Annotated in this window: 23 protein-coding genes; 9 read left to right on the top strand and 14 right to left on the bottom strand. The window is 65.5% G+C overall.

Features of this window, described 5'->3' with window-relative positions:
* Nucleotides 1–5: 5 nt before the first annotated feature.
* The 5 genes from C5689_RS05400 to C5689_RS05420 form a co-directional block, all read right to left on the bottom strand.
* A complete protein-coding gene (locus C5689_RS05400; RefSeq protein ID WP_108916250.1) occupies nucleotides 6–341 on the bottom strand; it encodes a hypothetical protein in 336 nt (111 codons plus the stop codon).
* A gap of 4 nt (nucleotides 342–345) precedes the next feature.
* Nucleotides 346–2,418, bottom strand: coding sequence for a sigma-54-dependent Fis family transcriptional regulator (locus C5689_RS05405; RefSeq protein ID WP_244594596.1), 2,073 nt, complete (start codon nucleotides 2,416–2,418; stop codon nucleotides 346–348).
* A gap of 137 nt (nucleotides 2,419–2,555) precedes the next feature.
* Nucleotides 2,556–3,098, bottom strand: a complete 543-nt coding sequence (locus C5689_RS05410) for a DUF1097 domain-containing protein (protein WP_108916252.1) — start codon at nucleotides 3,096–3,098, stop codon at nucleotides 2,556–2,558.
* A 105-nt stretch (nucleotides 3,099–3,203) separates the two neighbouring features.
* The gene (locus C5689_RS05415; RefSeq protein ID WP_146188324.1) at nucleotides 3,204–3,572 is read right to left on the bottom strand and encodes a hypothetical protein; all 369 of its coding nucleotides are present in this window, start codon (nucleotides 3,570–3,572) and stop codon (nucleotides 3,204–3,206) included.
* 53 nt (nucleotides 3,573–3,625) lie between these two features.
* Nucleotides 3,626–5,002 carry an SCO family protein gene (locus tag C5689_RS05420; RefSeq protein WP_158271760.1) on the bottom strand — a complete coding sequence of 459 codons (1,377 nt, stop codon included), beginning with the start codon at nucleotides 5,000–5,002 and terminating at the stop codon, nucleotides 3,626–3,628.
* A 388-nt stretch (nucleotides 5,003–5,390) separates the two neighbouring features.
* On the opposite strand from C5689_RS05420, the gene C5689_RS05430 reads away from it, so the two are divergent.
* The 3 genes from C5689_RS05430 to C5689_RS05440 all read left to right on the top strand — a co-directional run bounded on the left by C5689_RS05430 (nucleotide 5,391) and on the right by C5689_RS05440 (nucleotide 10,590).
* Nucleotides 5,391–5,822 (top strand): copper chaperone PCu(A)C, encoded by a 432-nt coding sequence (locus C5689_RS05430; RefSeq protein ID WP_158271761.1) that lies wholly within the window; start codon nucleotides 5,391–5,393, stop codon nucleotides 5,820–5,822.
* 119 nt (nucleotides 5,823–5,941) lie between these two features.
* On the top strand, nucleotides 5,942–6,316 hold the full coding sequence (locus tag C5689_RS05435; RefSeq protein WP_108916257.1) for a restriction endonuclease: 375 nt from the start codon (nucleotides 5,942–5,944) through the stop codon (nucleotides 6,314–6,316).
* A gap of 173 nt (nucleotides 6,317–6,489) precedes the next feature.
* Nucleotides 6,490–10,590, top strand: coding sequence for a Pls/PosA family non-ribosomal peptide synthetase (locus tag C5689_RS05440; protein WP_174800241.1), 4,101 nt, complete (start codon nucleotides 6,490–6,492; stop codon nucleotides 10,588–10,590).
* 23 nt (nucleotides 10,591–10,613) lie between these two features.
* Here the strand turns inward: C5689_RS05440 and C5689_RS05445 are convergent, their stop codons facing one another.
* The 3 genes from C5689_RS05445 to C5689_RS05455 are packed head-to-tail and all read right to left on the bottom strand — an operon-like array spanning nucleotide 10,614 to nucleotide 12,183.
* Complete coding sequence (locus tag C5689_RS05445) at nucleotides 10,614–10,967, bottom strand: cupin domain-containing protein (RefSeq protein ID WP_206605354.1); 354 nt, start codon at nucleotides 10,965–10,967, stop codon at nucleotides 10,614–10,616.
* 14 nt (nucleotides 10,968–10,981) lie between these two features.
* Nucleotides 10,982–11,479 (bottom strand): DinB family protein, encoded by a 498-nt coding sequence (locus C5689_RS05450; protein WP_108916258.1) that lies wholly within the window; start codon nucleotides 11,477–11,479, stop codon nucleotides 10,982–10,984.
* Nucleotides 11,480–11,490: 11 nt separating this feature from the next.
* Nucleotides 11,491–12,183, bottom strand: a complete 693-nt coding sequence (locus C5689_RS05455; protein ID WP_108916259.1) for an RraA family protein — start codon at nucleotides 12,181–12,183, stop codon at nucleotides 11,491–11,493.
* A 164-nt stretch (nucleotides 12,184–12,347) separates the two neighbouring features.
* Here C5689_RS05455 and aroC point away from each other — a divergent pair, with 164 nt between their 5' ends.
* The 5 genes from aroC (at nucleotide 12,348) to C5689_RS05480 (ending at nucleotide 15,632) form a co-directional block, all read left to right on the top strand.
* Nucleotides 12,348–13,436 carry a chorismate synthase gene (aroC, locus tag C5689_RS05460; protein ID WP_108916260.1) on the top strand — a complete coding sequence of 363 codons (1,089 nt, stop codon included), beginning with the start codon at nucleotides 12,348–12,350 and terminating at the stop codon, nucleotides 13,434–13,436.
* A 39-nt stretch (nucleotides 13,437–13,475) separates the two neighbouring features.
* On the top strand, nucleotides 13,476–13,793 hold the full coding sequence (locus C5689_RS05465; protein WP_108916261.1) for a type II toxin-antitoxin system MqsR family toxin: 318 nt from the start codon (nucleotides 13,476–13,478) through the stop codon (nucleotides 13,791–13,793).
* On the top strand, nucleotides 13,786–14,208 hold the full coding sequence (locus tag C5689_RS05470) for a type II toxin-antitoxin system MqsA family antitoxin (RefSeq protein ID WP_108916262.1): 423 nt from the start codon (nucleotides 13,786–13,788) through the stop codon (nucleotides 14,206–14,208). The genes C5689_RS05465 and C5689_RS05470 overlap by 8 nt, the downstream gene beginning before the upstream one ends.
* Nucleotides 14,209–14,249: 41 nt before the next feature.
* Nucleotides 14,250–15,212 carry a histone deacetylase family protein gene (locus C5689_RS05475; protein WP_108916354.1) on the top strand — a complete coding sequence of 321 codons (963 nt, stop codon included), beginning with the start codon at nucleotides 14,250–14,252 and terminating at the stop codon, nucleotides 15,210–15,212.
* A gap of 108 nt (nucleotides 15,213–15,320) precedes the next feature.
* A complete protein-coding gene (locus C5689_RS05480; RefSeq protein ID WP_108916355.1) occupies nucleotides 15,321–15,632 on the top strand; it encodes a hypothetical protein in 312 nt (103 codons plus the stop codon).
* A gap of 10 nt (nucleotides 15,633–15,642) precedes the next feature.
* Here C5689_RS05480 and C5689_RS05485 read toward each other — a convergent pair whose 3' ends face one another.
* The 3 genes from C5689_RS05485 to C5689_RS05495 are packed head-to-tail and all read right to left on the bottom strand — an operon-like array spanning nucleotide 15,643 to nucleotide 19,357.
* Nucleotides 15,643–16,395 carry a phosphodiester glycosidase family protein gene (locus tag C5689_RS05485; RefSeq protein ID WP_108916263.1) on the bottom strand — a complete coding sequence of 251 codons (753 nt, stop codon included), beginning with the start codon at nucleotides 16,393–16,395 and terminating at the stop codon, nucleotides 15,643–15,645.
* Nucleotides 16,396–16,433: 38 nt separating this feature from the next.
* Complete coding sequence (locus C5689_RS05490; protein WP_108916264.1) at nucleotides 16,434–17,003, bottom strand: GNAT family N-acetyltransferase; 570 nt, start codon at nucleotides 17,001–17,003, stop codon at nucleotides 16,434–16,436.
* A complete protein-coding gene (locus tag C5689_RS05495; RefSeq protein WP_108916265.1) occupies nucleotides 17,000–19,357 on the bottom strand; it encodes an Orn/Lys/Arg family decarboxylase in 2,358 nt (785 codons plus the stop codon). Before C5689_RS05495 ends, C5689_RS05490 begins: the two co-directional genes overlap by 4 nt.
* A 185-nt stretch (nucleotides 19,358–19,542) precedes the next feature.
* Between C5689_RS05495 and C5689_RS05500 the strand changes: the two genes are divergently transcribed.
* Complete coding sequence (locus C5689_RS05500; RefSeq protein WP_108916266.1) at nucleotides 19,543–20,523, top strand: LLM class flavin-dependent oxidoreductase; 981 nt, start codon at nucleotides 19,543–19,545, stop codon at nucleotides 20,521–20,523.
* Between the two features lie 6 nt (nucleotides 20,524–20,529).
* Here C5689_RS05500 and C5689_RS05505 read toward each other — a convergent pair whose 3' ends face one another.
* The 3 genes from C5689_RS05505 to C5689_RS05515 are packed head-to-tail and all read right to left on the bottom strand — an operon-like array spanning nucleotide 20,530 to nucleotide 26,350.
* Nucleotides 20,530–22,113 carry a hybrid sensor histidine kinase/response regulator gene (locus tag C5689_RS05505; protein WP_244594597.1) on the bottom strand — a complete coding sequence of 528 codons (1,584 nt, stop codon included), beginning with the start codon at nucleotides 22,111–22,113 and terminating at the stop codon, nucleotides 20,530–20,532.
* The gene (locus C5689_RS05510; protein ID WP_108916268.1) at nucleotides 22,113–22,943 is read right to left on the bottom strand and encodes a CheR family methyltransferase; all 831 of its coding nucleotides are present in this window, start codon (nucleotides 22,941–22,943) and stop codon (nucleotides 22,113–22,115) included. The genes C5689_RS05505 and C5689_RS05510 overlap by 1 nt, the downstream gene beginning before the upstream one ends.
* Nucleotides 22,940–26,350, bottom strand: a complete 3,411-nt coding sequence (locus tag C5689_RS05515) for a response regulator (protein ID WP_108916269.1) — start codon at nucleotides 26,348–26,350, stop codon at nucleotides 22,940–22,942. Before C5689_RS05515 ends, C5689_RS05510 begins: the two co-directional genes overlap by 4 nt.
* Between the last annotated feature and the right edge of the window lie 39 nt (nucleotides 26,351–26,389).

Genomic DNA, 26,389 nt, shown 5'->3' on the forward strand with positions numbered 1-26,389 from the left:
TTCGCTTATTTTTTCTTGGGCTTGTCGAAAGCCGTAATGTCGATGTCCTCACGTCCGGCGTTGAGCGTCATCGCGCTGCGGCCCGCCGCCACACGGCGCGCGCGGTTGCGCTCGACGCGTATCCAGACGGAGATCAATCGGCGATCGTCGAAATCGAGCGTGCGACGTATTTCCTCTATGTCGACAGGCTCGAATTCCCGGCGCAGATAGGCCGCGAGTTCTCGCACGCGCTCCTCGCCGATGACTTCTTTCAGACGCTCTTCCTCTTCCGCGAGCTCGCGCAGAGAGGCGTCGAGCGCGCGGGCGGCTTCTTCGATAAAATCGCGGTCTTCCGGTCCCATCGCGTCACCTCTTGGAGACGATGCGCCGATCGCTTCGCAAGCCGTAGCGCGCCATTTTATGGTAGAGCGTCGCTCTGGTGATGCCGAGGCTGCGCGCCGCTTTGGCGATATTGCCTTTGCTCGAGGCGAGCGCATGTCGAACGGCGCGCGCCTCCCAATCGGAGAGGTCGAATCCGGCTTCGAGCTCGACTGTTTCGTCGACATTGGCGTCTTGTGACTCGGCGTCGGTCACGCGCTGATCGAAGTCGAGCTCCTGTAGAAAATCGATCGGAAGATCGTCGATCTCGATGACCGGGCCCTTGGCGACGGCGATGCTGGAGCGCAGCACATTGCGCGCCTCGCGAATATTGCCGGGCCAGGGATGCTTGAAGAATATGCGCCAGACTTCATCGGAAAAGCGCAGATCTTCCGCCGATCCCAGCGCGTCTCGCTCGAGGCGGAACAATTGCGACAGCAGCCCGAGGCGATCGGGCCGCTCGCGCAGCGGCGGCAGCCATAGCTGCACGCCGTTGAGGCGATAGTAGAGATCGCGGCGAAACGCGCCTTTTTGCACCATCTCCTGCAGGCTGCGATTGGTGGCGGCGACGACGCGCACATCGACGCGGATCGGCTTGCTGGAGCCGATCGGCACGACCTCGCTGGAGTCGAGCACGCGCAGCAGCGTCGCTTGCAGATCGGCGGCCATGTCGCCGATTTCGTCGAGGAACAATATGCCTTTGTCGGCCTCGACGAATTTGCCGGATTTGCCCTTTGCGCGCGCGCCGGTGAAGCTGCCGCCCTCATAGCCGAACAATTCGCTCTCGATCAGCTCGCGCGGAATGGCGGCGCAATTGATGGCGACGAGCGGACGCTCCTTGCGCGGCCCGCCGGCGTGCAGGCGGCGCACCAGATAATCCTTGCCGACTCCGGACTCGCCGGTGATGAGGATCGGAATATTGCGCTCCTGCAAGCCGGCCGCCTTGCGCAGCGCCGTCTCCAGCACGCTGTCGCTCCAATCGCGCTCGGCGTCGGGCCCGCAGGGCGCGGCGTCGGCGCGGTCGGGCGCGCGGCGAGCCGATGAGGCGGCGCCGTCGCGCCTCGGACAGCGATGCGCTTCCGCATAGAGCGGACGGCCGTTGCGATCGGGGAGCGATAGGATGCGGCCGCCTTCATGCGCGGCGATCAGCGCCGGCAGATCGACGCCGAGCGCGGTCGCCGCGCGCGCGCCGACGAGCGCGGAATAGCCGCCGCCGAGCGCCTCGACGGCGGCGCGGTCGACGCCGCGAACATATCCGTCGGCGCCGACGAACACGCGGCCTTCGTCGGCGAAACGCGCATCCGCTTCGCCGATCGCGCGCAGGCGCAGCAGATAGCCGTCGGCGGCGAGGCGGTCGAACAGGCTCGCCTCCAGCATATGGCGCGCGATCTTCAGAAATCCGAGGGCGAGCTTGGCGGCGTCGCGCCGATCGGAGATCATGCCGAGGATCGCGCAGAGCCCGCCGTCGGGCGCGACGATGGGACAGCCGGCGGTCGCGAAGCGATGCAGCGCGCCGTTGAAATGCTCCTTGCCGTCGAAGGCGACGGGCTCGCGCAACAGGCTCGCCGTGCCGACGCCATTATTGCCGAGGCTGGCCTCGCTCCAATCGGCGCCGATGCGGCCGATCTGCGCGCCGCCGGCCGTTATGCGCGAGCCGGAGTCGAGCAGATGCACGACGGCGCCCGCCGGATCGGCGAGCAGCAGCGCGACATTGGTCTCGTCGAGCAGCGTGCGCAGATCATAGACCAGCGCCGAAAGATGCCCGGCGACGCCGCCGAGCGAATTGCGGCGCCAGCCGTCGAGCTCCGAGGCGCCGCTCTCGAGGCGGCGCTGGCGCGGCGCGAATTCCGCGCCGGGGGGCAGAGCATGGTCGTCGACGCAGCGCGCCCAGGCTTCCGCGACCTGCGGGCGCACCCAATCGGCGCCGGCGGGCGCCTGGCCGGTCTGCTTCATCCAGTCCCAGGCGACGCCCGGCCGATCGACGCCGTAGAAGCCGGTCTCCTCGGCGCCGCGCAGAGCGGCGACGGAGGCGGCCGCGCGATCGAGCAAGGGGGATCTCATTGCCATATCGCTCAAAAGCGATCCTCCCGAATTGTGACGTGTTGCGCCGGGCGTCCGCGCCGGGGCGCTCATGCGATGGCCGGCGCCCGCCGTCGCTTCGACGGCGGGCGCGCTTTCGACGTCGTAGCGGTCGGCGCTCAGCTGCGCGCGGCCGAGGGGGCTTTCTGGCCGGGCAGGGGCAGCTTCTGCAGCGCTTCGGCGAGCTGTTCGGCCGCATAGCCGAAGACGGCGCCCACGATCAGCGACAAGGCCGCCAGCAGCGCCGGATTATTCGGCGCGAGCGCGAGCAGGTCGTCGGCGTGCGTCGTCGCGAGCAGCGTCGCATAGGCGGCGAGGGAGACGGGCCATTCGGCGAGCGCCGGCAGCTTGGAGGCGAGCACGAGCAGGACGAGCGTCACCGCCACGGCGATGGCCGTCCAGGCGGCGACGCCGATCGTCTCGCCATAGGGCAGGCGCGTGGCGGCGACGAGCGCCACAGCGGCGAGCAGGACGCCGCACAGATGATGGGGGATCGACTTCTTGAGCCCCTCGAGCTTGCCGCCGAATTGCATATAGCCGGCCCAGCCGATGAGCGCGGCGAAGAGCTGCGCGCCATAGGATGCGGCGGGACCGAGCGCCAGAAATGCGGCGAGACCGCCGAGAGCGCCGACGCTCACGGCTCTAAAGGATGTGATGCTCATGACAATAGCCTCCAGCTGCGCGCGCGATCGAGGATCGGCGCAGATCGCATGAATCCCTCGACGGCGCAGTGGTCCGTCGATCTTCGAAAAGGAGAGTGGGGGAGTTCAGGCGAGGCGCGCTGGGGGCGCGCGTGGGAACAGCGGCCGCAGCTCGGGCGCGGCGACGACGGCGTCGACGACATAGAGCGGCGTCGGCGCGCCGGAGAACATTTCGAGCGGAAGGATCGCGATGAGGACGCGTTCTTCCTCGCCGTCTATCGCCGAGCTGCAATGGAGAATGCAGCAGGGGCCGACATGATGGCTCTCGATCGGGGAAGAGTCGTTTTGCGAAGCGCGGGCGGAGTCGGCCTTGAAAGTCGCGCAGACGACGCCGGAGAATTGCCCGCTGTCGGCGGTGGCTCCGGCGGCGAAGCCGACGCCGACCATTTGCAGCAGGAACAGTAGCGCCGCGACCGAGCTCAGGGCCGCTCGCATGACGCTCGAATGTGTCCGGCCGAGGATTCGCAAGGTCATATGCTCTGAAGCGTTCAGATTTCGACGGTACGAGCGGCGCCTGCGAGCGTCAAGCGAGGCTCCCTCGCACACATGCGGCATGTTGTCGCGAGCGTGCGCCCACGCCTTCGTCTGCGCTCCGTTATGCGCCGCGCCCCGTTCCGCTTTTGTGGCGCACGCGCGCGGCGGATGAAATCCTTCAGCGCTTCGGCGGCGTCGCCGCCGCGATCCATGAAGGAGGCGACGCCGGACATGACGCCTTCGCGATCGACGAAATAGACGAGCGTGGTGTGGTCGATCGTATAGTCGCCGCCGTCGAGAGGAACCTTGCGATGATAGACGCGAAAGGCGCGCGCGGCGCGGTCGATCTCCTCCGGCGCGCCGCGCAGGGCGATGATGCGTCGTCCGAAGGAGGAGACGAAATCGGCGAGGCTTTCGGCGGTGTCGCGCTCGGGATCGAGAGTGACGAAGAGAATGTCGAAGCCGGCGCCGGAGGGATCCGCCTCATTGGCCGCGCGCGCGACCTCGAGCATCGTGCTGGGGCAGACTTCCGGACAATGCGCGAAGCCGAAGAAGATGGCGTAGGGCCGGCCGAGCATGGTCGTTTCGTCGACGACGGCGCCATTGGTCGCGGTCAGCCTGAAGGCGGGCGAAAAGCCGCGCGCGGCCGCTTGCGTGTGCGGCGCGAGGCGCGGCGCGGCGGCGCTCGCCAGAACGATGGCGGCGGCGATGGCGATCCACCATCGGCGCGCGCCGAGCGCGGCGGGAAGGCGGCGTTCGCCGCCCGGCGCGGCGCGGGCGCCCGCCGGGCGGCTGGAGCGAGCGGAGCTCTCGGGCGGGATGGAGACCGATGCTCCGCTCGAACGACGAAGGCCGCGGCGGCGAATGAGGCGGCGAAAGCGCGCTGCGAGCCGCGCGCCGGTTCTCGGCGCGCGGCGCAGCGCTTCGACGAATGTGGTGCGTATGCGCGGCTCCACCTCTATGCCGCGCAGGCCGTCGGCGAGGCGCTCGACGGCGCTCTCCTTTTCCGCCGGCGTCGAATGACGTCCGATCTCGAGCCGGCGTCCGGCGGTCCTGATCTCGACCTGCAGATAGCGACGCGCGCGATCGAGACGCCGCTCGATGACGAGATCGGCGGCCTTGACGCGCCTTTGGTCGATGAGCCGGCCGCGCACATAATGCGCGACGCAGACGACGCCATTCTCCACCGTCACGCGCTCGACGATTTCGCCGCGCTGCGCGGGCGCGTCGCCGGCGAGGCGGCCGCAGAAGGATGCGAGGCCGTTGGCGGCGCTCGTCGCCGCGCGCATCAAGAGCGAAGCGAATGTGCGCGGCGCGGCTGGCGCGGCGTCGGCGGCGGGATGGGCGGATCGCGGTTTCGTCGGCGCGGGCTGCGCGCAGGGCTCCGTCACGCAGGTCTCCATTTCGCGGCGTCGTGTCGCGGCTCTCAATGTCGCGAGGTCTTATCGAAAACAGCAATTGCGCATATAGGTCAACGCGAAGGCGAATGATGTGGATGCGACCGGACGTCGCGTGCAGAAAGTGAACGACCATGCGTTCGATCGTGATCGTCGCAATGCGCGCGAAAGCGATACGTCTGTGCAGATTTCGATCCGAAATTCGCCGCTCGGCGCCTTTTCGCGCTATGTTTGTCGCTTCATGTGTCTCTCTGTGCGCTGGCGCCGAAGTTGCGGACCTCGCGCCTAGGGGCATGTTCAACAATCGGCTCGAGACATGATCACAGGCTCGCCGCGACGGCGCGACCTTCTATCCTCGATAGGATATGGAAAATTTTGCCTATTGCGGGCGCTCACGCTCCCGCTGCTCCTTTTTGCGACAGTGGCGCTCTCCGCGCCCGCCGCGATAGAGGTGGAGCGCGCCTGGTGCGCGACGCCCCCCAAAGGGGTGAGGATCGGCGCCTGCTATCTCGCCCTGCGCAACGACGGCAAGATCGAGGATCGGCTGCTCGGCGTGGAGGCGGAGGCGGCCGGTCGGGTCGAATTGCATGTGACCAAGGTGGCCGACGGCGTCGGACGGATGCGGCCGCTCGCCGATGGGGTGGACCTCCCGCCCGAGTCGGTCGTCGATTTCCGCGAAAAGGGCTATCATCTCATGCTCGTCGATCTGCGCGGGCCCCTCGCCGAGGGCGAGACCATGCGCGGGACGCTGCGCTTCGAGCGCGCAGGGCCGCGGCCGGTGCTGTTCCACATCGAGCGGCCGGGCGCGCACTGAACCCGGCCGCGGCGTCGGCGTAGGATTGCGACGCCACGGCGCGGCGCGGCGCGAAAATGATATAAGGGCGGAGCTTTGCCGTCGGCGGGCGACCGGCCAATTAGGGATGCCGTAAAGGGGTGGATGGCGGAGTCGACGGATACCTCTATTTCAAGCCGGACGGGAAGATCGCGGAAAAGGCCGTGGTCTCGGTCAAAGGCGGCGGCAATGTCGGCGTGGCGATGATACGCGACCTCATCGCCACGATCGAGCGCGAAGGCGCCAAAATCGGCGTGTTCCTCGCCCTCGAGGACCCCACGACGACCATGCGCCGGGAAGCGACGGCAGCCGGGCCTCACGAGAGTTCGATGCATGGCAAATTTCAACGAATTCAAATTCTCACGATCGAGGATCTGTTCGGGGGCCAAAAGCTGCATCGGCCCCGGATCGACCCGAGCGTCTTCTGCAAGGCCAAACGCGAGACCTCGAGCAAACAAGGCGATCTCTTATTGTAACCACTTCGTCATGAATATGACGCAAAAACGGGCGGAGCCTTTTGCGCCCGTCTTTGCGGCGACAAAATCCCTCCCATAGTGGGGTTCATCCCGCATTCAGCCGGAGTGCGGGATAGGATCGGCCTTCGCTCTCATGCTAGATGAGCGCGGATTTCCCGCGGATATGTCACGCAATGAATGAGTTGAACCCCAGTTTCGCGCAGAGCTCGCGTCTCGACGAGAATGCGGAGATCGCCGAGGACGAGGCGCGCAACGCGACGGCGAGGGCCGTGATGCGCGGCGCGGTCATGCCGCATCTGCTGCGCGACGAATTGCTCTGCGAGATTTTCGCGGCCCGCGTCGCGGCGACGCCCAATGGGCTCGCCATGGCGACTTTGGAGCGGCGGTTCACCTATCGCGAGGTGGACGCGCAGGCCTCGGCCATCGCCTGCGGCCTTTCGGCGCGAGACATCGGGCCCGGCGACGTCGTCGGCCTTTGGGGCGCGCGCGGGCCGGAGCTGCTGATCGCCCAGATCGCCATCGCCAAGACCGGCGCCGCCTGGCTGCCCTTCGACGCCGACGCGCCGGTCGACCGCATCGCGGTCTGCCTCGCCGACGCGGGCGCCAAGGCGCTGCTGACTTCGGCCGCTTTCGCCGCCAAGGCCGCCCCGTCGGTCTCGGTCGAGACGCTGGTCGATGAAGAGATCGCGGTCGCCGGCGGCCTCTGCCCCGATCCGCGTGGGCTCGGCGCGACGGGCGACCATGCGGCCTATCTCATCTACACCTCCGGCTCGACGGGGACGCCCAAGGGCATTGTCGTCACCGCGCGCAACATCTGTCATTATCTGCGCTCGGCCAATGAGATCTATCGGATTTCCGCCTCCGATGTGGTGTTCCAGGGCGCGTCGGTCGCCTTCGACCTCTCCATGGAGGAGATCTGGATTCCCTATCTCGCCGGCGCGTCGCTCTTTGTCGCCACGCCGCAGATCATCGGCGAGACCGAGGCGCTGCCCGATATTCTGGAGGAAGCCGGCGTCACCGTGCTCGACACTGTGCCGACGCTGCTCGCCGCCATGCCGCGCGACGTCGCGACGCTGAGGAAGATCGTGCTCGGCGGCGAGGCCTGCCCGCCTTCGGTGGCGGAACGCTGGGCGCGCGCCGGCCGCACCATTTTCAACAGCTACGGTCCCACCGAGGCGACGGTCGTCGCCACCGTCTCCGAGGTCTGGCCCAATGAGACGGTGACGATCGGCAAGCCGATCCCCAATTACAGCTGCTATGTCGTCGATGAAAATCTGGCGCTGCTGCCGCCGGGCGCGGAGGGCGAGCTGCTGATCGGCGGCCCGGGCGTCGCCCAAGGGTATCTGCGCCGCGACGAGCTGACCGCCGAGAAGTTCATTGCCAATCCTTTCCCCTCGGACGGCTCCGATCCGATCCTCTATCGCTCCGGCGACGCGGTGATTCTGGACGAGAACGGCGATCTGCATTTTCGCGGCCGCATTGACGATCAGGTGAAGATCAGGGGCTTCCGCGTCGAGCTGGGCGAGATCGAATCCGTGCTCTCGCGCCTCGACCATATTCGTCAGGCGGCGGTGGTTCTGCGCAATGAGAATGGGTTGGACGAGCTCGTCGCCTTTCTCGTCGGCGCGACGGCCGTGTCGCCGGATCCGCGCGACCTGCGCGCCAAGCTGCGCGAGTTTCTGCCCTCCTATATGGTTCCGGGCCGGTTCGAGGTCGTGACCTCGCTGCCGCGGCTCTCCTCCGGCAAGGTGGACCGCAAGGCGCTGAAGCGGGCGCCGCTGACCGCCCCGCTGATCGACACAGAGGCGCAGGAGGAGCCGCGTACCCAGACGGAGGCCGCGCTGCTCGACGCCGCCAAGCGCGTGTTGCCGCCAGGCGCCATCCCCTTCGACGCCGATTTCTTCACTGATCTCGGCGGCCATTCGCTGCTCGCCGCGCGCTTTGTGTCGGTGGTGCGCGAGACGGCGCATCTCGCCTCGATCACGCTGCAGGACCTCTATTCCGAACGCAATCTGCGCGCCCTCGCCGCTCATCTCGACGGCAAGGCGTCGCTCGCCGGGCCGCCGCGCGATCTCTCCTTCACGCCGCCGCCGCTGCTGCGGCGTTTCCTCTGCGGTCTCGCCCAGGCGGCGGCGCTGCCTTTCATCCTCGCTTTCGTCACCTCGCAGTGGCTCGGCGTCTTCGTCTCCTATCAGCTGCTCACTTCGCCGGACGCGAACATCCTCGAGGAAGTGGCGGCGCTGCTCGGCGTCTATATGTGCGTCAACATCGCCACTGTGGCGGTGTCGATCCTCGGCAAATGGCTGGTGATCGGCCGCACCAAGCCGGGGCGTTACCCGCTCTGGGGCGTCTATTACTACCGCTGGTGGTTGGCGCAGCGCCTCATTGGCCTCACCCACGCCAAATGGTTCCAGTGCTCGCCCTTGATGCGCCTCTATCTTTCCGCGCTCGGCGCGAAGATCGGCGCAGACGCCATCATCGGCGAATTGGACGTCGGCGCGATCGATCTCGTCAGCATCGGCGATGGCGCGAGCCTCGGCTCCAAGCTGAAGCTCGCCAACGCCCGCGTCGTCGGCAATGAGCTGATCATCGGGACGATCGACATTGGCGCGGACGCCTATGTCGGCACCTCCTGTGTGATCGAGGAGAATGTCGTCATCGGCGAAGGCGCGGCGCTCGAGGATCTGACCTCGGTTCCCGCCGGCTCGCATATCGGCGCCTATGAGATTTGGGACGGCTCGCCGGCGCGCTACAAGGGCGATGTCGACGCCCGCTCGCTCGATCCGCAATCGACGGCCTCCACGCCGCAACGGCTCACCATGGGCTTTATGTTCACCGTGCTGGTGCTGGCGCTGCCGCCGCTCGGCCTGCTGCCGATCTTCCCGGCCTTTTGGGTGTTCGACCGTTTCGACAATTGGCTCGGCATAACGGATGTCGATCACGCCCTCTATCTCGCCGCCATCCCCGCGTTCGCCTGGCCGACGGCTTTCGTTCTGGTGCTCGTCACCGTGGCCTTCATTGTGGCCTTCCGCTGGATCGTGCTGCCGCGCGTCTCGGAGGGGACCTATTCGGTGTGGTCGGGCTTCTATCTGCGCAAATGGGCGGTGGCGCTGGCGACAGAAGTGACGCTGGAGACGCTCTCCTCGCTGTTCGCCACGCTCTACATGCGGACCTGGTACCGGCTGATGGGCGCCAAGATCGGCAAGGATTCGGAGATTTCGACCAATCTCTCCGGCCGCTACGATCTCGTTGAGATCGGCGAGAAATGCTTCATCGCCGATGAGGTGGTGCTCGGCGACGAGGATATGCGCCGCGGCTGGATGTATCTGAAGAAGGTGAAGACCGGCGCGCGCGTCTTCGTCGGCAATGACGCCGTGGTGCCGCCGGGCTCCGAGATTCCCAATGGCGCGCTGATCGGCATCAAATCCAAGCCGCCGGCCAATAGCGAACTCTCCGAGGGCGACACCTGGTTCGGCTCGCCGCCGATGAAGCTGCCGGTGCGCCAGACCTTTGACGGCGGCGGCGCCGCCTGGACCTATCAGCCGCCCTTCTGGAAAAAAGCGGCGCGCGCCGTCTATGAGGCGATCAACGTCTCGTTGCCGACCATGCTGTTCATCACTTTCGGCACATGGGCGGTGGAGAGCTTCGGCCAGAAGCTCATCGACGGCGATTATTTGTCGGTGTTCTGGCTGTTCGTGCTGTCATCGACGCTGATCTCGCTCGGCATGACGCTGGTCGTGGTGGCGGTGAAATGGCTGACCATGGGGCGCTATGAGCCGCAGGTGAAGCCCATGTGGTCCTTCTGGGCCATGCGCACCGAGGCCTGCGCCGTGCTCTATTGGGGCCTCGCCGGCAAAATATTGCTCGAGCATTTGCGCGGCACGCCCTTCCTGCCCTGGATGCTGCGCCTGTTCGGCTCGAAATTCGGCAAGGGCGTGTTCATGGACATGACCGACATCACCGAATTCGACTGCGTGAGCGTCGGCGACTATGCCGCCCTCAATCAGGTGGCGGCGCTACAGACGCATCTCTACGAGGATCGCGTCATGAAGGTCGGCCGCGTCGAGATCGGCCGCGGCGTCACCGTCGGCGCCGGCTCCACCGTGCTCTACGACACCCATGTCGGCGATTTCGCGCGGCTCGGCCCGCTCACCGTGGTGATGAAGGGCGAGAAGATTCCGGCGCATTCCGAATGGATCGGCGCGCCGGCCGAGCCGGCCGCGACGGCGCAAGTCGCGGTCGCGCCCGAGCGCGCGGCCAGCAAAGCGGCGTGAAGGTGGGGCGCGGCTCTCGCGCTTCAATCCTCGGCTTCGATCCTGTCGCCGCGCGTCGAGGGAAGCGAGATCACCAGAAATTCCGCATCCTCGTCGCCGTCGTTGCGGACCCGATGCGCCGTTCCCGGCGCGATCTCGACGCCTTGTCCTGACGTTACGACGCAGCAGACGCCGGCGATCTCGAAACTGAGGGCGCCGCGCAGAACAAAGAAGAATTGCCGCGCTTTTTCATGAATATGGCGCGTCTCGGCGCGGCCCGCCGGCATAAGCTCGAGAATGACGCCGAGATCGCGCCGATCGACGAAGCGCCAGCCTTCGCAATCGCCGCCCCACAGATAATGCTCGACGTCCTCCTTGCCGACGACGCTCATTTGCATTCGCCCTCCGCGCCTCACGACATGAAGATCAGATCGGTGTCCTGCGGGCGCGCGCCGGCCGCGGTCAGCATCGCATGGACCTGTCCGCGATGATGGGTCTGATGGTTGAAGAGATGAACGATGACGAGCTTGCGCGGCTTGACGATATCCATCTGCTTGGCGCCCGAATACCAGGAGAAATCGCCATCGAGCGCCGCTTCGTCGAAGGCGTCCGCAAAGGCGATCAGCCGCGCGTCCATCGCCGCGCGCTCCGACTTCATGACCGCCCAATCGGCGCGAAAGGAGGCGGAGTCGGCGATCGATACATTCGGATTCGGGTCGCCGGCGAGGCGGCTCATCCACATGGCGTCCGCCCAGAGCAGATGATTCAGCGTGCCATGGATCGATTTGAAAAAGGCCCCGCGATCGGCGCGCCGCGCCTCATCCGAGAGCGTATCGGCCACCGCAAAGAGGCTCTCGTTCTGCCAGGCGTTGTAGCGCGCCATTTTCGGCGCGAAGGCGGGGGTGATCATTTTTCGGGCTCCTATTCCTCGACAGCGCCGCCGACGGCGCGCAAATGCGCCCTGAAGCTGAAATCCGGCTCGGCCGCGCGACGGGCGAGATAACCCCGGAAGCCGACCTGCGCGCGAAAACTCTCGCCCTCCCGCATTCGAGCGGCCTGCCCGCGCTCACGATCTCTCACTTTTTCAGCGAGGAGGACAATATCCGTCATGCGATCGAGCGGGAGAAAGATGGCTCCGTCTTCGTCCGCGACGACGAGATCCATCGTCGTCGCCACGACGGAACCGATGCGCGCCGCGGTCATTGCATCGGCCGGGCGCGGGTCGAGGCGCCGCGGCCCTGCGGGGATCGCGCCGAGGGAGAAGAGCGGCAAGCCGATTTGCTCGAGATCGGCCGTGTCTCGATGCAGGCCCCAGATCAGCACGCCCGCGAAACCGGCCTGCTGCAGCTCCAATGCGACAATATCGCCGACGCAGGATTCATCGAGCCGGCCGCCATTGTCCACGACGAGCACATCGCCCGCGCAATTTTCCGAGATCGCTTCGAGAAATACATCGACGCTGCCGACATGGCGCACAGGTCGCGCGCGACCGGCGACGCGCATTCCCGAAACGAGCGGCCGCAATCCGCTCGGCGCGCAACGAACCTCGACGCCGAGGCGGATGCAGGCGTCGGCGAGATGCGCAGTGGTCAGGGTCGAAAGTCGCTCGAACATTCGGGTCGCTCTCTTTTCGAATGCAGACGGAGAGATGATAGGCGATCACGAGAGCGGCGTCATTTGACCCGGCCTGGAGAGGCGCCTACAAACTCGCTTCCGACCGGATGGAGCTGCGCGTCAGCGCCGCTTGCGCCGCCATACCCCGATCCTCGGCTGTCCCAATGTCCCACAACAGTTTCGGCCATCTCTTCCGCATCACCACTTTCGGCGAGAGCCATGGGCCGGCGCTCGGCGTCGTCGTCGACGGCTGCCCGCCGGGGCTGGAACTGACCGAGGCCGAGATTCAGTCCTTTCTCGACAAGCGCAAGCCCGGCCAGTCGCGCTTCACCACGCAGCGGCAGGAGGCCGATGCGGTGAAGATTCTCTCCGGCGTCTTCGCCGATTCCGCCGGCCGCCAAGTGACGACCGGGACGCCGATCGCGCTGCTGATCGAGAACACCGACCAGCGCTCCAAGGATTATAGCGAGATCGCCGAGAAATACCGCCCCGGCCACGCCGATTACGCCTATGACGCGAAATATGGCATTCGCGATTATCGCGGCGGCGGGCGCTCCTCAGCGCGCGAGACGGCCGCCCGCGTCGCCGCCGGCGCTGTGGCGCGCAAAGTGCTCGCGGGCGTCACCATACGCGGCGCTCTGGTGCAGATCGGCCCGCACAGAATCGACCGCGCCCGTTTCGACTGGGCGGAGGTGGACAACAACCAGCTGTTCTGCCCCGATGCGGAGACCGCGAAGCTCTGGGCCAATTATCTCGATGGCGTGCGCAAATCTGGGTCATCGATCGGCGCGGTGATCGAAGTGGTGGCCGAAGGCGTTCCCGCCGGTTGGGGCGCGCCCATCTATGGCAAGCTCGACTCCGATCTCGCCAGCGCCTTCATGTCGATCAATGCGGTGAAGGGCGTCGAGATCGGCGCCGGCTTCGCCGCGGCCGAGCTCTCCGGCGAAGCCAACGCCGATGAGATGCGCGCGGGGCCGGACGGCGAGCCCCAGTTTCTCTCCAATCAGGCCGGCGGCGTGCTGGGCGGCATATCGACCGGCCAGCCCGTCGTCGCGCGCTTCGCGGTCAAGCCGACCTCATCCATTCTGACGCCGCGCCGCACCATCGATCGCAACGGCCAGGAGACGGAGATCGTCACCAAGGGCCGCCACGACCCCTGCGTCGGCATACGCGCCGTGCCGGTGGGCGAGGCGATGATGGCGATTGTGCTGGCCGACCATTTCCTACGGCACAGGGGGCAGGTGGGCGGGTAGGGGCCGATTGCGTCAGAAACACCACTATGGTAGTTTTCTATGTCTGAGAAGCGGAAGCCGTCGCATGACCTCGCGCGCTTCAAGCAAATTTGTGGCGACCCGGATCGGCTGACGATCACCCGCGCGGCGCTGACGTCTGCGGCGCGCCTCGGCTTCGGACGCATCGAGATCGCTGCGACTATTAGGAGCATGGAGCGGCGGCATTTTTACAAGTCGATGACGTCCTTCGCCAATCATCGTCAATGGCAGGATGTCTATCGCACGCCGTCATCCGCGGGCGTGATCTATGTAAAGTTTAGCGACGACGTCGTGACCGAATTCATTCTGTTGTCGTTCAAGGAGAAAGACGATGGATGAGCGCATATCGCCATTGACGGGCCGGACTCTGAAACGAGATGTCCGCCCTTTGGAGCTGCGCTACAAAGGGCTCTCCGTCAGCATCGATATGCCCGGCTGGTATGGCGAGGATGATGAGGACGCGCTGCATTCCGGCGAGGATATGAAGGTCTCCGATCGTGCGCTGTGCCGCTTGAAGGCGCGCGCCGAAGGTTTGCTGCAGGCCGAGGACATCCGCCGCATCCGCAAGAAGCTCGGGCTCACGCAGAAGCGCGCCAGCGAGATCATCGGCGGCGGCGCCAACGCTTTTCAAAAATATGAGGCCGGGGACATTCTCGTCAGCCGGGCGATGAGCAATCTGCTTCTTTTGCTGGATCGCCAGCCAGATTTGCTGAAAGTGATCGAGGAGACAGGCGGGGAAGCGAGCGCGGCGTGACCGTTTCGCTCACGCGTCGCGCGCTCTGCTTCGGGGCGCCCATGGCCATGATCGGGCGCGCTGTCGCCTCGGAATCGTCGACCCTCGTCGTCACCCACGCTTCCGGCCTCGCGCATGAGGTCGGCGCAGGCCGTCCCGACCAGCCCGAGCGGCTGCGCGCCATAGCCGCCGCCTTGGATGCGGATCATTTCCCCGCGCTGCGCCGTGCGGAAGCCCCGGCAGCTGCACGCGAGGCGATACTCGCCGTTCACGCGCCTTCTCTGCTCGAGCGTCTCGAGAAAGCCGCGCCGCAAAGCGGGCTCGCGACGCTCGGTCCCGATATCGTCATGAGCGCGGGCTCGCTCGAGGCCGCGCTGCGCGCCGCCGGAGCCGCGACCTTCGCCGTCGACGCGGTGATGCGCAAGGCCGCCCGCAACGCTTTCGTCGCCATGCGCCCCCCCGGCCATCATGCAACGCGCGACGCCGCAATGGGCTTCTGCTTCTTCAACAATGCCGCCATCGCGGCGCATCACGCCATCGCGGCCCATGGCGCCGAGCGCGTCGCCATCGTCGATTTCGACGTGCATCACGGCAATGGATTGCAGGATATCTTCTGGTCGGACCGAAAGGTCCTCTATTGCTCCTCGCATCAATCGCCGCATTATCCCTTCACCGGCGCCGCGAGCGAGCGCGGCGCGCATGACAACATCGTCAACGTCCCGCTCGCCAAAGGCTCCGGCGGTGTGGAATTCGCGCAGGCTTGGACGCAGGCGATTCTCCCGCGCCTCGACGATTTTGCGCCGGACATCCTCCTCATTTGCGCCGGTTTCGACGGGCATTTGCACGATCCTCTCGGCGGCTTGCGCCTGCAAAGACAGGACTTCGCCGAGCTTACGCTGCGCCTCGCAGAGATCGCCGCGCGCCGCTGTGACGGGCGCGTCGTCTCATTGCTCGAGGGCGGCTATCGGCCGGACGACCTCGCCGCCTGCGTCGCCGCTCACATCGGCGCGCTGATGGGAGCGTGATCTTCCGTCCCCGCCCGGCGCGTGCGCGGGCGCACATCAATGACGATCTCGATCATGGGATCTCTGCGCATAGAGACGCCGTGCAACAATTGGCGATGGGAGAGGACAATGGAACTCGGCAGGAGCGAATGGAGCGAGGCTCGCGCGCATATGATCGGCAAGCGCGCGCTCATCGGTCTCACCCGCGTGACGCCGCATGGCAAGGTGCTGCGCCAGATGTTCGGCACGATCGCCGCGATCGACGGAACCGGCGTCGATATAGAGCTCGAAGGCAAGGACGCCGGCCGCAAGGTCCGCTTGCCGCCGGACCTCGGCCGCTTCCGCATCGCCGGCCCCGGCGATTATCTGCTGTGGGAGACGGGCGAGATTCTCGCGGACCCGGATTTCGTCGGCGCCTTCACCGTCAACGAAGCGGCGTGAGCGGCGCGCGTCAGCGCGCCCGTTCGACGACGCCGACGATCGGCCCCATGGGGCGGAAGCGATCGTGCCTAGACAGCGAAGGCGCATAGAGCGCTGAGATCGAGCCGTCGAGGAAGAGCGCGTCTGGACATTTCAAGCGCTCGCGAAAGAGAGTCGCGAAAGCGTGGAATGTCACCGGTTGGTTGGAGATGGCGAAAGCGACGATATGGCCGTCGCGCACGCCGACGCCATTGCGGATCTTCATCGACGTTCCGCTCTCATGGATACGCGGATTAATGCGTCCTCCGAGGGCCAGCATCGGCCCCGATTGCGTCGCATAGGCGGGATGCAGCCGCTCTTTGAGAAAACGCTGCGTCTCGGTGACGCCGGCGCGCGCGCCCTCCACCCAGAAAATCCCATTGGGCTTCATATGGAAATTGCCGACGCCCGAATGGGTGTTGGCGCTTTTCTCCATATGGCCGCCTTCGACATAGAGTCCGATCGGCAGGCGCCGCTCGTCATACATTCCGGCGTTCATCGCGAAGAGGAGCTTTTCGCCCTTCTGTGCGAGCGCGGCGTCGAGCGCCGAGAAGGAGCCATAGACCTCGCCTTTCGCATCGGCGAGGAAGAGGCGAATGGAATCGCCGCGCGTGTCGAAGACGCAGATGGTGTAGCTCGCGCCCGCATCCTCCACATCCTGACAAGGATTGCGCGTCGCCGCAGCCGCGGGCGAGGCGAAGAAGAGCGAGAGGGCGAAGGGCAGGAGGCGGCGAAGCGGAATCATGCGCGGATCATAGCATGACCGCCGCGCCGCCCGCAGCGTCAGCTGCGCGCATCGGGCGGCGTCGCCGCGCCCGGGCCGAGCGAGCGCTGCAAGATCACCGAATCCGTCCAGCGGCCGAATTTGAAGCCGACGCCGGAAAGATATCCGGCCTGCCGAAAGCCGATCGCCTCATGCAGCTTCAGCGACGCCTCATTGGAGGCGTCGACATAGCCGATCATTTGCCGAAATCCCGCCGCCGCGCAGGAATCGACGAGCGCTTGCAGCAGCAGCTGGCCGACGCCGCGATGCAGATGGCGCGGATCGACATAGATCGAATGTTTGACGACGTAGCGATAGGCCGGCCGCTTACGAAACGGCACGACATAGGCGTAGCCGAGCACGGCGCGCTCATGCTCGGCGACGAGATGCGGCAGGCGATGATTGCCCATATTCTTGCGTCGGCGCTTCAAATCCTCCTTCTGCGGCGGCTCGTAGAGCGGCGCCTCGGATGGATCGAGCCCTTTGCGCACATGCTGCAGATAGATCGCCAGCATGGCGTCGACATCCTCGTCGCGCGAGGGGCGCACGAGGATCGTCGCGCGTTCGGCGCTCGCTTCTGTCATGCTCATTCCTGCACCACATAAGTGTAGAGCCGCATCTTCGCCTCGCCGTTCCACTGCTTGTAGAGGCCCTGGATCTCATAATCGAAGCCGGGGAAGAGATTGGCGCTGCGTTCGAACATGCGCAAATATTCGAGCATGGGCCGCGCCTGCGCGCCCAGCCGCTCGCCCGGAACGATCGTCGCAATGCCCGGCGGATAGATGACGAAGAGCGTCGTCGCTATGCGGCCTTCGATCTCGTCGATCGGCAGGAAATCCACATCATTGCGCACGAGGCGCAGATATGCCTCACGCGGCGTCATCGCCATTTCGGGGAGATGCTCCTGCCGGAATTGCGCCTGCTGCAGAGCGCTGGCGTTCGCCTCCTTGAAGAAGCGATGCATATCGGCGCAGAGATCGCGCAGCCGCACGCCCCTGTAGCGCGCGGCGCGGCGTGCGACGAATTCGGGAATGACGTCCTGCAGCAGCGCATTATCGTCATGCAGGCGCTTGAAGGCGACGAGCGAGGAGACGAGCGTGCCCGCCTTGCTGGATTCGACGCCCGGCGTCAGCAGGAAGAGCAGAGAGTTGAGGTCGTTCTTCTCCGGCACGATGCGGTTCTCGCGCAAATATTGCGCGACGATCGGCGCCGGGATTCCATGATCGGCATAGGCGCCGGTCTCTCGATCGAAGCCCGGCGTCAGCAGAGTGAGCTTGGCCGGATCGGTGATGGCGAATCCCGCCGCCATATTGGAGAATCCATGCCAGCGCGCATCCGGCGCGAGCGCCCAGAATTCGGGATTGCGCGCGAGCTGATCGGTGGACACGCTCTCCCAGGGAACGCGATGCGCGCCCGATTCGCGCGCGGCGTCTGGAATGGAGACCCAATCGGGCGCGAAAGGATCGAAGAACCAGCGCCGCGCCGGGTCCTGCTCCTTGGCCTCGAATTCGCGCCGCACGGCGCGCAGCTTCTTGCGCAGCTCTATGCCGAGCCGAATCGTGTCGTCCCACAAAAGCTCGCCGGAGCGGCCCTTCATCATCTGCGCGCCGACATCCAGCGAGGCGAACAGCGGATAGAAGGGCGAGGTGGAGGCGTGCTGCATAAAGCCTTCGTTGAAGCGGCGATGTTCCACGCGCCGCCGCTGGCCCTTTATATGGCGATCGCGCACATGGATTTGCGAAGCCTGCGAGAAGCTGGCGAGCTGCTTATGCGTCGATTGCGTCGCGACGATTCCGGGCGACGCCTCGGTGAGGTTCTTGAGCCCCATCGCATAGCGCCGCTCATAGAGCGGATGAAACTTCATGAAGCCGGCCCAGGCTTCGTCGAAGAGAATGTAATCGCACAAATGGCCGATTTTGCCGACGATCCATTCGGCGTTATGGATGGTGCCGTCATAGGTGCATTGCTCGATGACCGCGGCGCGGAACGGCCTCTCCTTGCGCCAGGCGTCCTTGTCCTTCACCAGAGGATTGGCGCGAATGCGCTCGCGCAATTTCTCCTCGTCGAAGGCCTCGTGCTCGATCGGGCCGATGAGGCCATGCGCATTGCGCGTCGTCGGCAGAAAGATCGGGACGCCGCCGCCGAGCAGCAGGGCGCCATGATGCGCGGCCTTGTGATTATTGCGGTCGAACAGCACGAGATCGCCCTCGGCGACCAGATTGGTGAGCACGACCTTATTGGAGGAGGATGTGCCATTGAGAACGAAATAGGTCTTCTCCGCGCCGAAGATTTCGGCCGCCGCCTTTTGCGCGGCGAGCGCTGGCCCTTCATGGGTCAATAGATCGCCGAGCTCGACGACGGAATTGTCGAGATCGTCGCGGAACACGGCCTCGCCCAAATGCTCCATGAAGATGCGGCCGATCGGACTGCGGCTGTAGAAAATGCCGCCATTATGGCCGGGGCAGGTCCATAGCTGATTGCCCTCCTCCGCATAATCGACCAGCGCGCCGAAGAAAGGCGTCTTCAGCGTCTCCGCATATTGCTTCAGGCGCGAGACGAGATTTTTGGCGATGAACTCAGGCGTCTCCTCGGCGAGGAAGACATAGCCGTCGATGAAGTCCAACACCTCGACCGGAATATCCTCGAAGCGCTTGCGGCGAATGAGCAGCACGATCGGCATTTCGAGGCCGCGCTTGCGCATGAGATCGATGAGCGAGGCCGTCTTGCCCTCGAGGCCTTTCTTGCCCCAATCGACGACGAGGCAGCCGATGGCGGCGTCGGTCTGCACGACGATCTCGGCGTCCTCCACGCGGCGCGCGCGCACGACCTGAAAGCCCATGCTCTCGATCGCCGCGATGATCTGATTGACGCGCAGCCCCTCGAGGTCATCGGCCTCGAAATTGGGCGCGGAGAAGAGGAAAGTGAAGCGGCGGGAGAAGTCCATTCGAATCGGCCTGTGGCGCTGGCGGAGGAGAGGAGGCGTCGCGCACACACAGCCTTGTTAGATGACACAATCGTGACAGCGCTTCCTCGCTCGAAATTTGCGCAATCGGCCGCTTGCCGAAGGCGAGACCGCGGCCTAAGCTATGTAGCTACCCTATATAGCGTGGCGAGGAGGTCCCGATCGCCATGCGCATCGGCGTGTTCTGCACCTATGAGAACCCTGTCCGCGACTATAAGGCCTGCTTCGACGCGCAGACGCGTCTCGTGCGCCGCGCGGAGGAGGTTGGCTTCGAGGACGCCTGGGTCGCCGAGCATCATTTCGACGATGACGCCGTCAGCCCATCGATCTTGACGCTGCTCTCATATCTCGCAGGCGTCACCTCGCGCGTGCGGCTCGGCTCGGCGGCGGTGCTGCTCGCTTTCCGCAATCCGATTCAGGTGGCGGAGGATGTCGCGACCATCGACGTTCTCTCCAATGGCCGTTTCGATTTCGGCGTCGCCAGGGGCGGGCCCTTTCCGGCGCAGAACAAGCATTTTCACGCCGCCGAGGACGAGACGCGCGACATAACGCTGGAAGCGCTCGAGCTGATCGAGCGCCTGCTCTATGAGGATCGCGTCACTTTCTCCGGCGCGCATTTTCAGGTCGACGATCTCGCGTTCTGTCCCAAGCCGCTGCAAAAGCCGCTTCCGACCTGGATCGCCACATCGACGCCGTCAGCGATCGAATATGCGGCGCGCAAGGGCTTCGGCCTGATGGCGGCCTCGCCCGCGCCGATCGCCAAGATCGAGCAGGCGGTCGCCGCCTATCGCGCGACGGGGCCGGGCGCCGATCCGCGTCTCGCTCTGGCGCGCTTCTATTACGTTGCGGAGACGCGCGAGCGCGCGCTCGACGAGGCTTTGCCTTTCATCGCCCGCTTCGCGGATCGTATGCGCGGCATCTTTCTCGCGCAGAACGCTCCGGCCTCATTCGATCCGGCGGAGATCGTCGAGCGTTCGCTGATCGGCGGATATGAGGAGATCGCCGAGAAGATCGTCGACATTCATCGGCGCCTCGGCGTTCGCTCGCTGCTGCTGAAGCCGGCGACCGCGAATGAGCCGCGCGCGCTGGCGAGTCTCGACGATTTCACCGCGAAGATTCGCCCGCGGCTCGTCGCCGCCGCCGTTTGACGGCGCTCATGATCGCTCGGCGGCCTGCGCGAGAAATTTCTGTATGGTCTCGATCAGCCGCTCGACGTCCGCGGGCTTGCCGAGATGCGCGCTGTTCTGCAGCGGGATGCGGTCGGCGTCCGCCGGCCCGCCGCTCAGCACCAGCGCGGGCAGATCGTGATTGAGCAATTCGCGCAGACGGCGCACCACATGGGGGCCGTGAACGCCGTCGGGCAAATGATAATCGATGATCACCATGTCCGGCCGCGCGCGTCCATCGACGACGATCCGCGTCGCCGCATCGCCGTCGGCCGCGGCCAGAACGTCATGGCCCTCTGTCGTCAGCAGCAGCTCGAGCGAATCGCGCACATCGGGATCATCATCGACGATGAGGATGATTCCATTGCGGCGCTGCGGCGGGCGCGCCACTGCGCGGGCGTCGTCGTGGATGTCGATGGGGGGGCGGTGCTCGCTCGTGCAGTGGCGCGGCAACAGAATGTGAAAGCGCGTGCCTTGCGCATCGTCCGATTCGAATTCGATCGCTCCGCCATGCGCCAGCACGATCTGCCGGCAGATATACAGTCCGAGCCCGAGCCCGCGCAGGCGGTCGCCGCTGGCGAATGGCTCGAACAGCGCGTCGCGAAGCGCGCTCGGCACGCCGCGTCCTTCATTGCAGACGTCGATCGCCAGCCAGCCGGCCGAGACGCCGTCGATTCGCAGCGACACCGCCGCGCCCGCAGGGCTGTGCTCGACGGCGTTGCCGACGAGATTGGACAGGAGCTGAAGAATGCGGTCTATGTCCCAGGCTCCCTGCATGTCGCCGTCGAAATCCAGGCGAAGCCGGCTCTCGCGTCCGGCGAATTCATCGGCGATCTGCTCGACGATGCGCCGAAAATCGGCCGGAGCGGGGCGTATGGCGAGGCCGCCGCCCATTCTGATGCGCGTGAGGTCGAGAATCTGCTCGATCATCCGCGCCATGCGGCCGCCGCTCTGGCGAATGATGTGCAGCGCCTTGCGGTGGTCGTCGTCTTCGGCCTTGGTGAGCGAACGCTCGGCGGAGGTCAGAATGCTCTGCAGCGGATTGCGCAGATCATGCCCCAGAATGCCGACGAACATTTCGCGCATCCGCTCGATTTGCAACAGCTGCTGGCGCTGGCGCTCCAGCGTGACGAAGACGTCGACCTTGCTGCGCAACACCTGCTCGTCGATCGGCTTGAACAGATAATCGACGGCGCCGACCTCATAGCCTTTGAACATGCGCGAGACGTCGGGCGAATGCGCCGTCACGAAGACGATCGGCACATAGCGCGTCTTCTCGACGCCGCGCATCAGAGTCGCCAGCTCGAATCCGTCCATCTCCGGCATATGCACGTCGATGATGGCGAGCGCGACGCTCTTTTCGAGCAGAATGTCGAGCGCGGCGCGGCCCGATTGCGCGGTGACGATCTCGAATTCGTCGCAGCGCAGCATCGCCGCCATAGCGATCAGATTCTCGGGGAAATCATCGACGATGAGCACGACTGGAAGCTTGCCTGCGCCGCCGGCGTCGAAATCGGCGGCCGCTGGGCGCCTGCGGCCGGACGGGTTCGAGGAGTTTTCGATCGCTCTCATCATTTCACCCGATAGATTTGCTCGTCGGTCGAAAGGTGTTCGAAAAAAGCCGCATGACGTGAAAAGGCGAGCGACTCGTTCGACCCGAGGCCGATGAAGCCGCGCGGGCAGAGCGATTCGCGAAACAATCCGATCGCGCGATCCTGCAAGGTCCTATCGAAATAGATGAGCACGTTTCTGCAGGAGATGAGGTGCATTTCCGCAAAGGCGGCGTCGGTCGCGAGGCTGTGGTCGCAAAACAAAATGCGCTGCTCTAGGAAGGGGGCGACGCTCGCGCAGGCGCCGCGGGCGATGAAATAATCGGAGAGCGACGCGCGTCCGCCGGACCGGCGATAATTTTCGGCGAAGCCGCTCATGCGGAAGAGCTCATAGGCGCCGGCCTGCGCGATCGCCATGCTCTCTTTGTCTATGTCGGTCGCATAGATCAGCGCGCGCTCGAGCAGCCCCTCCTCATGCAGGAGAATGGCGATGGAATAGGCCTCCTCGCCGGTTCCGCAACCCGCCACCCAAATGCGCAGCGACGGATAGGTCGCGAGATGCGGCGCGACGGTCTCGCGCATATGCCGATAGTGGCTGGGATCGCGAAAGAGATCGCTCACCTGAATCGTCAGATAGCGGAGCGCCTCCGCGAAAGCGCCGGGATCGTGGACGATGCGGTCCAGAAGATCGGTGATGGTCGCGCAGCGCAGCGCGATCTGCGCCCGCGCCACGCTCCGGCGCAGCGAGGAGCGCGCATAGCCGCGAAAATCGTGCTGATAGAGCCGGTAGATGGCCTCCAACAGGAGGTCGAGCTCAATCTCGGCTTTCTCGTCGGAATCGAGAGCGATCATTTCGGTATCCAGACGCGGATCAGCGACAAGAGCTTTTCTATATCGATCGGCTTCGAGATATAATCATTGGCGCCGGCCGAGAGACATTGCGCTCTGTCGTCGGGCATGGCCTTGGCGGTCAGAGCGATGATCGGCAGCGCGGCCTTGTCCTCGCGTTCGCGGATCGCGCGCATCGCCGCCAGCCCGTCCATCTCCGGCATCATCAGATCCATCAGCACGAGGTCGATGGCCGGATCGCGATCGATGCGCTCCAGCGCTTCTCTGCCGTTGCGGGCGATCTGCACCGCCACGCCTTCGCGCTCGAGCACGGCCGTCAGCGAGAATATATTGCGGACGTCGTCCTCGACCAGCAGAAGGCGGCGGCCGTCGAGCACGCTGTCGCGGCGGCGCGCGATCTCGAGCATATGCTGCTGTGCGGGAGACAGCTCAGATTCCGCCTGATGCAGGAACAGCGTCGTCTCTTCGATGAGGCGTTCCGGCGAGCGCGCGCCTTTGACGATGACGGATTTCGACAGTCGCCGCAGCTTCTGCTCCTCGTCGATGCTGAGCGAGCGCGCCGTATAGACGATCACCGGCGGCGCCGAGAGCGTCTCGTCGCGGCTCATGCGCTCCAGAAATTCGAAGCCGCTGACGCCCGGCAGCATCAGATCCAGAACGACGCAGTCGAAGGCGCGCGCCGCGACCTCGCGCAGAGCCTCCTCCGCCGTCGCGACGGCGACGAGCTCCACATCGGCAGAGGACAGAAGATCGATCAGCGCGGCGCGCTGAACGCCTTCGTCCTCGACGATCAAGATCGATCTCTTCTCGCGCTGCATCCGGTCTTCCAACAGGCGAAAAGCCGAGACGAGCTGTTCGCGCTTGGCCGGCTTCAATATGTAGCCGACAGCGCCCATCTCCAGCGCAACCTTCTGATAATCATGCACCGAAACCACATGGATGGGCGTATGGCGGATCGCCGAGTCGCGCTTCAAAAGCTCGAGCACGGCGAGGCCCGATTGATCTGGAAGCCCGATGTCGAGCACCACCGCCTCCGGCCGGAATTGCCGAGCCAGCAGCAGCGCATCGCAGGCCGCGCTCGCGACGATGCATTTGAAGCCGAGCTCGCGCGCGAGATCGCGGAGGATTTCCGCAAAGGCGGGATCGTCCTCGACGATCAGCGCGATGCGGCGCGAATCGGCGATGGCGTCGCGGTCGTCGGCGATCGGCGCCGGCGCGCGTTCCGCGGCGGGCGGCGGCGCCTCTTCGCGCCGCGCGACGGGCCGGATCGGCCCGCCATCGGCGCGCAGCGGCAGCAGCAGAGTGAATATGCTGCCGCGTCCCGGCGCGCTGCGTACCGCGAGCCAGCCACCCAGCAGCTCGGTGAATTCGCGCGAGATGGAGAGGCCGAGGCCGGCGCCGCCGAATTGGCGGTTGATCGCGCCATTGGCCTGGCGAAAGACCTGGAAGATCGCCTCTTGCTGATCCTCGGCTATGCCGATGCCGGTGTCTTCCACGATGAAGGCGAGGCGCTGCGAATCCTCTCGCCGCACGGTGAGGCGCACGCCGCCGCGCTCGGTGAACTTCACGGCGTTGGCGAGCAGATTGGAGAGAATCTGCTGCAGGCGTTGGCGATCGGTGTCGAATGTCTCGGGCGCGCCGGGCTCTATCACGACGGAAAATTGCAGCCGTCGCTCCGCCGCCAGCGGCTCGAAACGGCGTTCGAGATCGGCGAGCAGCGGCGCGATCGCCGTCGGCTCTATATCGAGCTCGATCTTGCCGGCCTCGATCTTGGAGAGATCGAGAATGTCGTTGATGAGCACGAGAAGATCATTGCCGGCCGAATAGATGCTCTGCGCATATTTGATCTGCTCGGGCGCGAGATTGCCGTCGCGATTGTCGACGAGCAGCTTGGCCAGAATGAGCGAGCTGTTGAGCGGCGTGCGCAGCTCATGCGACATATTGGCGAGAAATTCCGATTTGTAGCGGCTCGTGCGCTCGAGCTCCTCGGCCTTTTGCCGTAGCGCCGCTTCGGTCGCCAGCAGATTTTCCTTCTGCAGTTCGAGCGCCCGCGTATGCTCCTCCAGCGTGTCGTTGACTTGGCGCAACTCCTCCTGCTGCGCCGTGAGCTCTTCGCCTTGCGCGCGCGATTCCTCCAGCAATTGCCCTATGCGCGCCCGCGCCTCGGCGGAGCTGATCGCCTGTCCGACGCTGGTCGTGACGCAATCGAGAAACCCGAGGCGCTTCTCGCAAAAGGGCGTGATCGCGCCGAGCTCGATGACGCCGCGCGTCTCGCCCTCGTGCAGCAGCGGAAAGATCACGAGATGGCGAGGCGGCGTTTCGCCGAGGCCCCAATGGATGGCGAAGCCGTCCTCGGGAATGTCGCTCACCATCAGACGCCGTTTCTCCAGAGCGACCTGGCCCACCAGCCCCTCGCCGAGCCGCCATCGCTCGCGCATTCCAGAGGCGGCGGCGTAGGTTCCGGCGAGCCGCAGCGTCGCGCCGCCGTCCTCGACCACATATTGCGCGCCGACCTGCGCATTCAGCGCCCGGCACAGCAGCGAGAGCACGCGATGCGCCAGCTCGCGCATCGTCGGATTGCCGCTCATCGCCTGGCCGAGCGCGGTTTCGTTCTCGGCGAGCCACATCTGGCGCTCGTTGCGCTCCGCGGCCTCGCGCAGCGCCCGAGTCATCGTCTGCAGCGATTTCCCGAGCTGATCCTTCTCGCTGCGCGGCGCCGGCTGCGCGGAATAATCGCCGCCGGCGATGGCCTCCATCTCGCGAGCGACGCTGCGCAGGCTGTCGACGAGCTCATTGAGCGAAAGCCCCAGAATATCGCCGGGGCCGGCGAGCTCTATATGGCGTTCGAGATCGCCTTCCGTCACCGCCCGCATCACGCTGGCGACATGGTGCAGGCGCTCGCGGTGATCCTCGAGGTTCTGCGCCGTCAGCGCGCCGTAAGTGTCGACGACGACCGCCGAGTCGAAAGCGATCAGCTTGCGCACCGACAGAGCGGCGGTCTGGTTCTCGCGCAATCGCTCGTCCGTCTCGATCGCGCGGCGCAGCCAGGCCGAGACATATTCCATGGCGAGCAGATAGATGAGCAGGCCGAGCTCGATGCGGGCGTGGGTCCGTCCGATGACGCGGCGACGCTCGACATAGGCGTCGTCGACCTCCGCAGCGAGAAAATCCGTCCAATAGCTCTGCTGCTGCGCCTTCACGCGCCGCAGGACGTGCGGGTCCACGAAAAAACGCGCGAAATCGGAGAAGCCGTGCAGCCAGGCGTAGAAGTCCTCGATCATTTCCGGCACGCGCGGAGACAGCGCCGCGCCGACGAAGCGCACATCGGCGAAGGTCGCTTCGTCGAGCCCGTGCGACGTGCGAAGCGAGGCCTGGTCCACCAGAAAGGCGCTCGTCTCGCCAGGGGACATTATGTTTCTCCGTGCGAGAAAGCGCCGTTTCGGGCGCGT

Origin of the sequence: Methylosinus sporium (assembly GCF_003113265.1) — a bacterium.
In the GTDB taxonomy this organism is placed as follows: Bacteria; Pseudomonadota; Alphaproteobacteria; order Rhizobiales; family Beijerinckiaceae; genus Methylosinus; species Methylosinus sporium.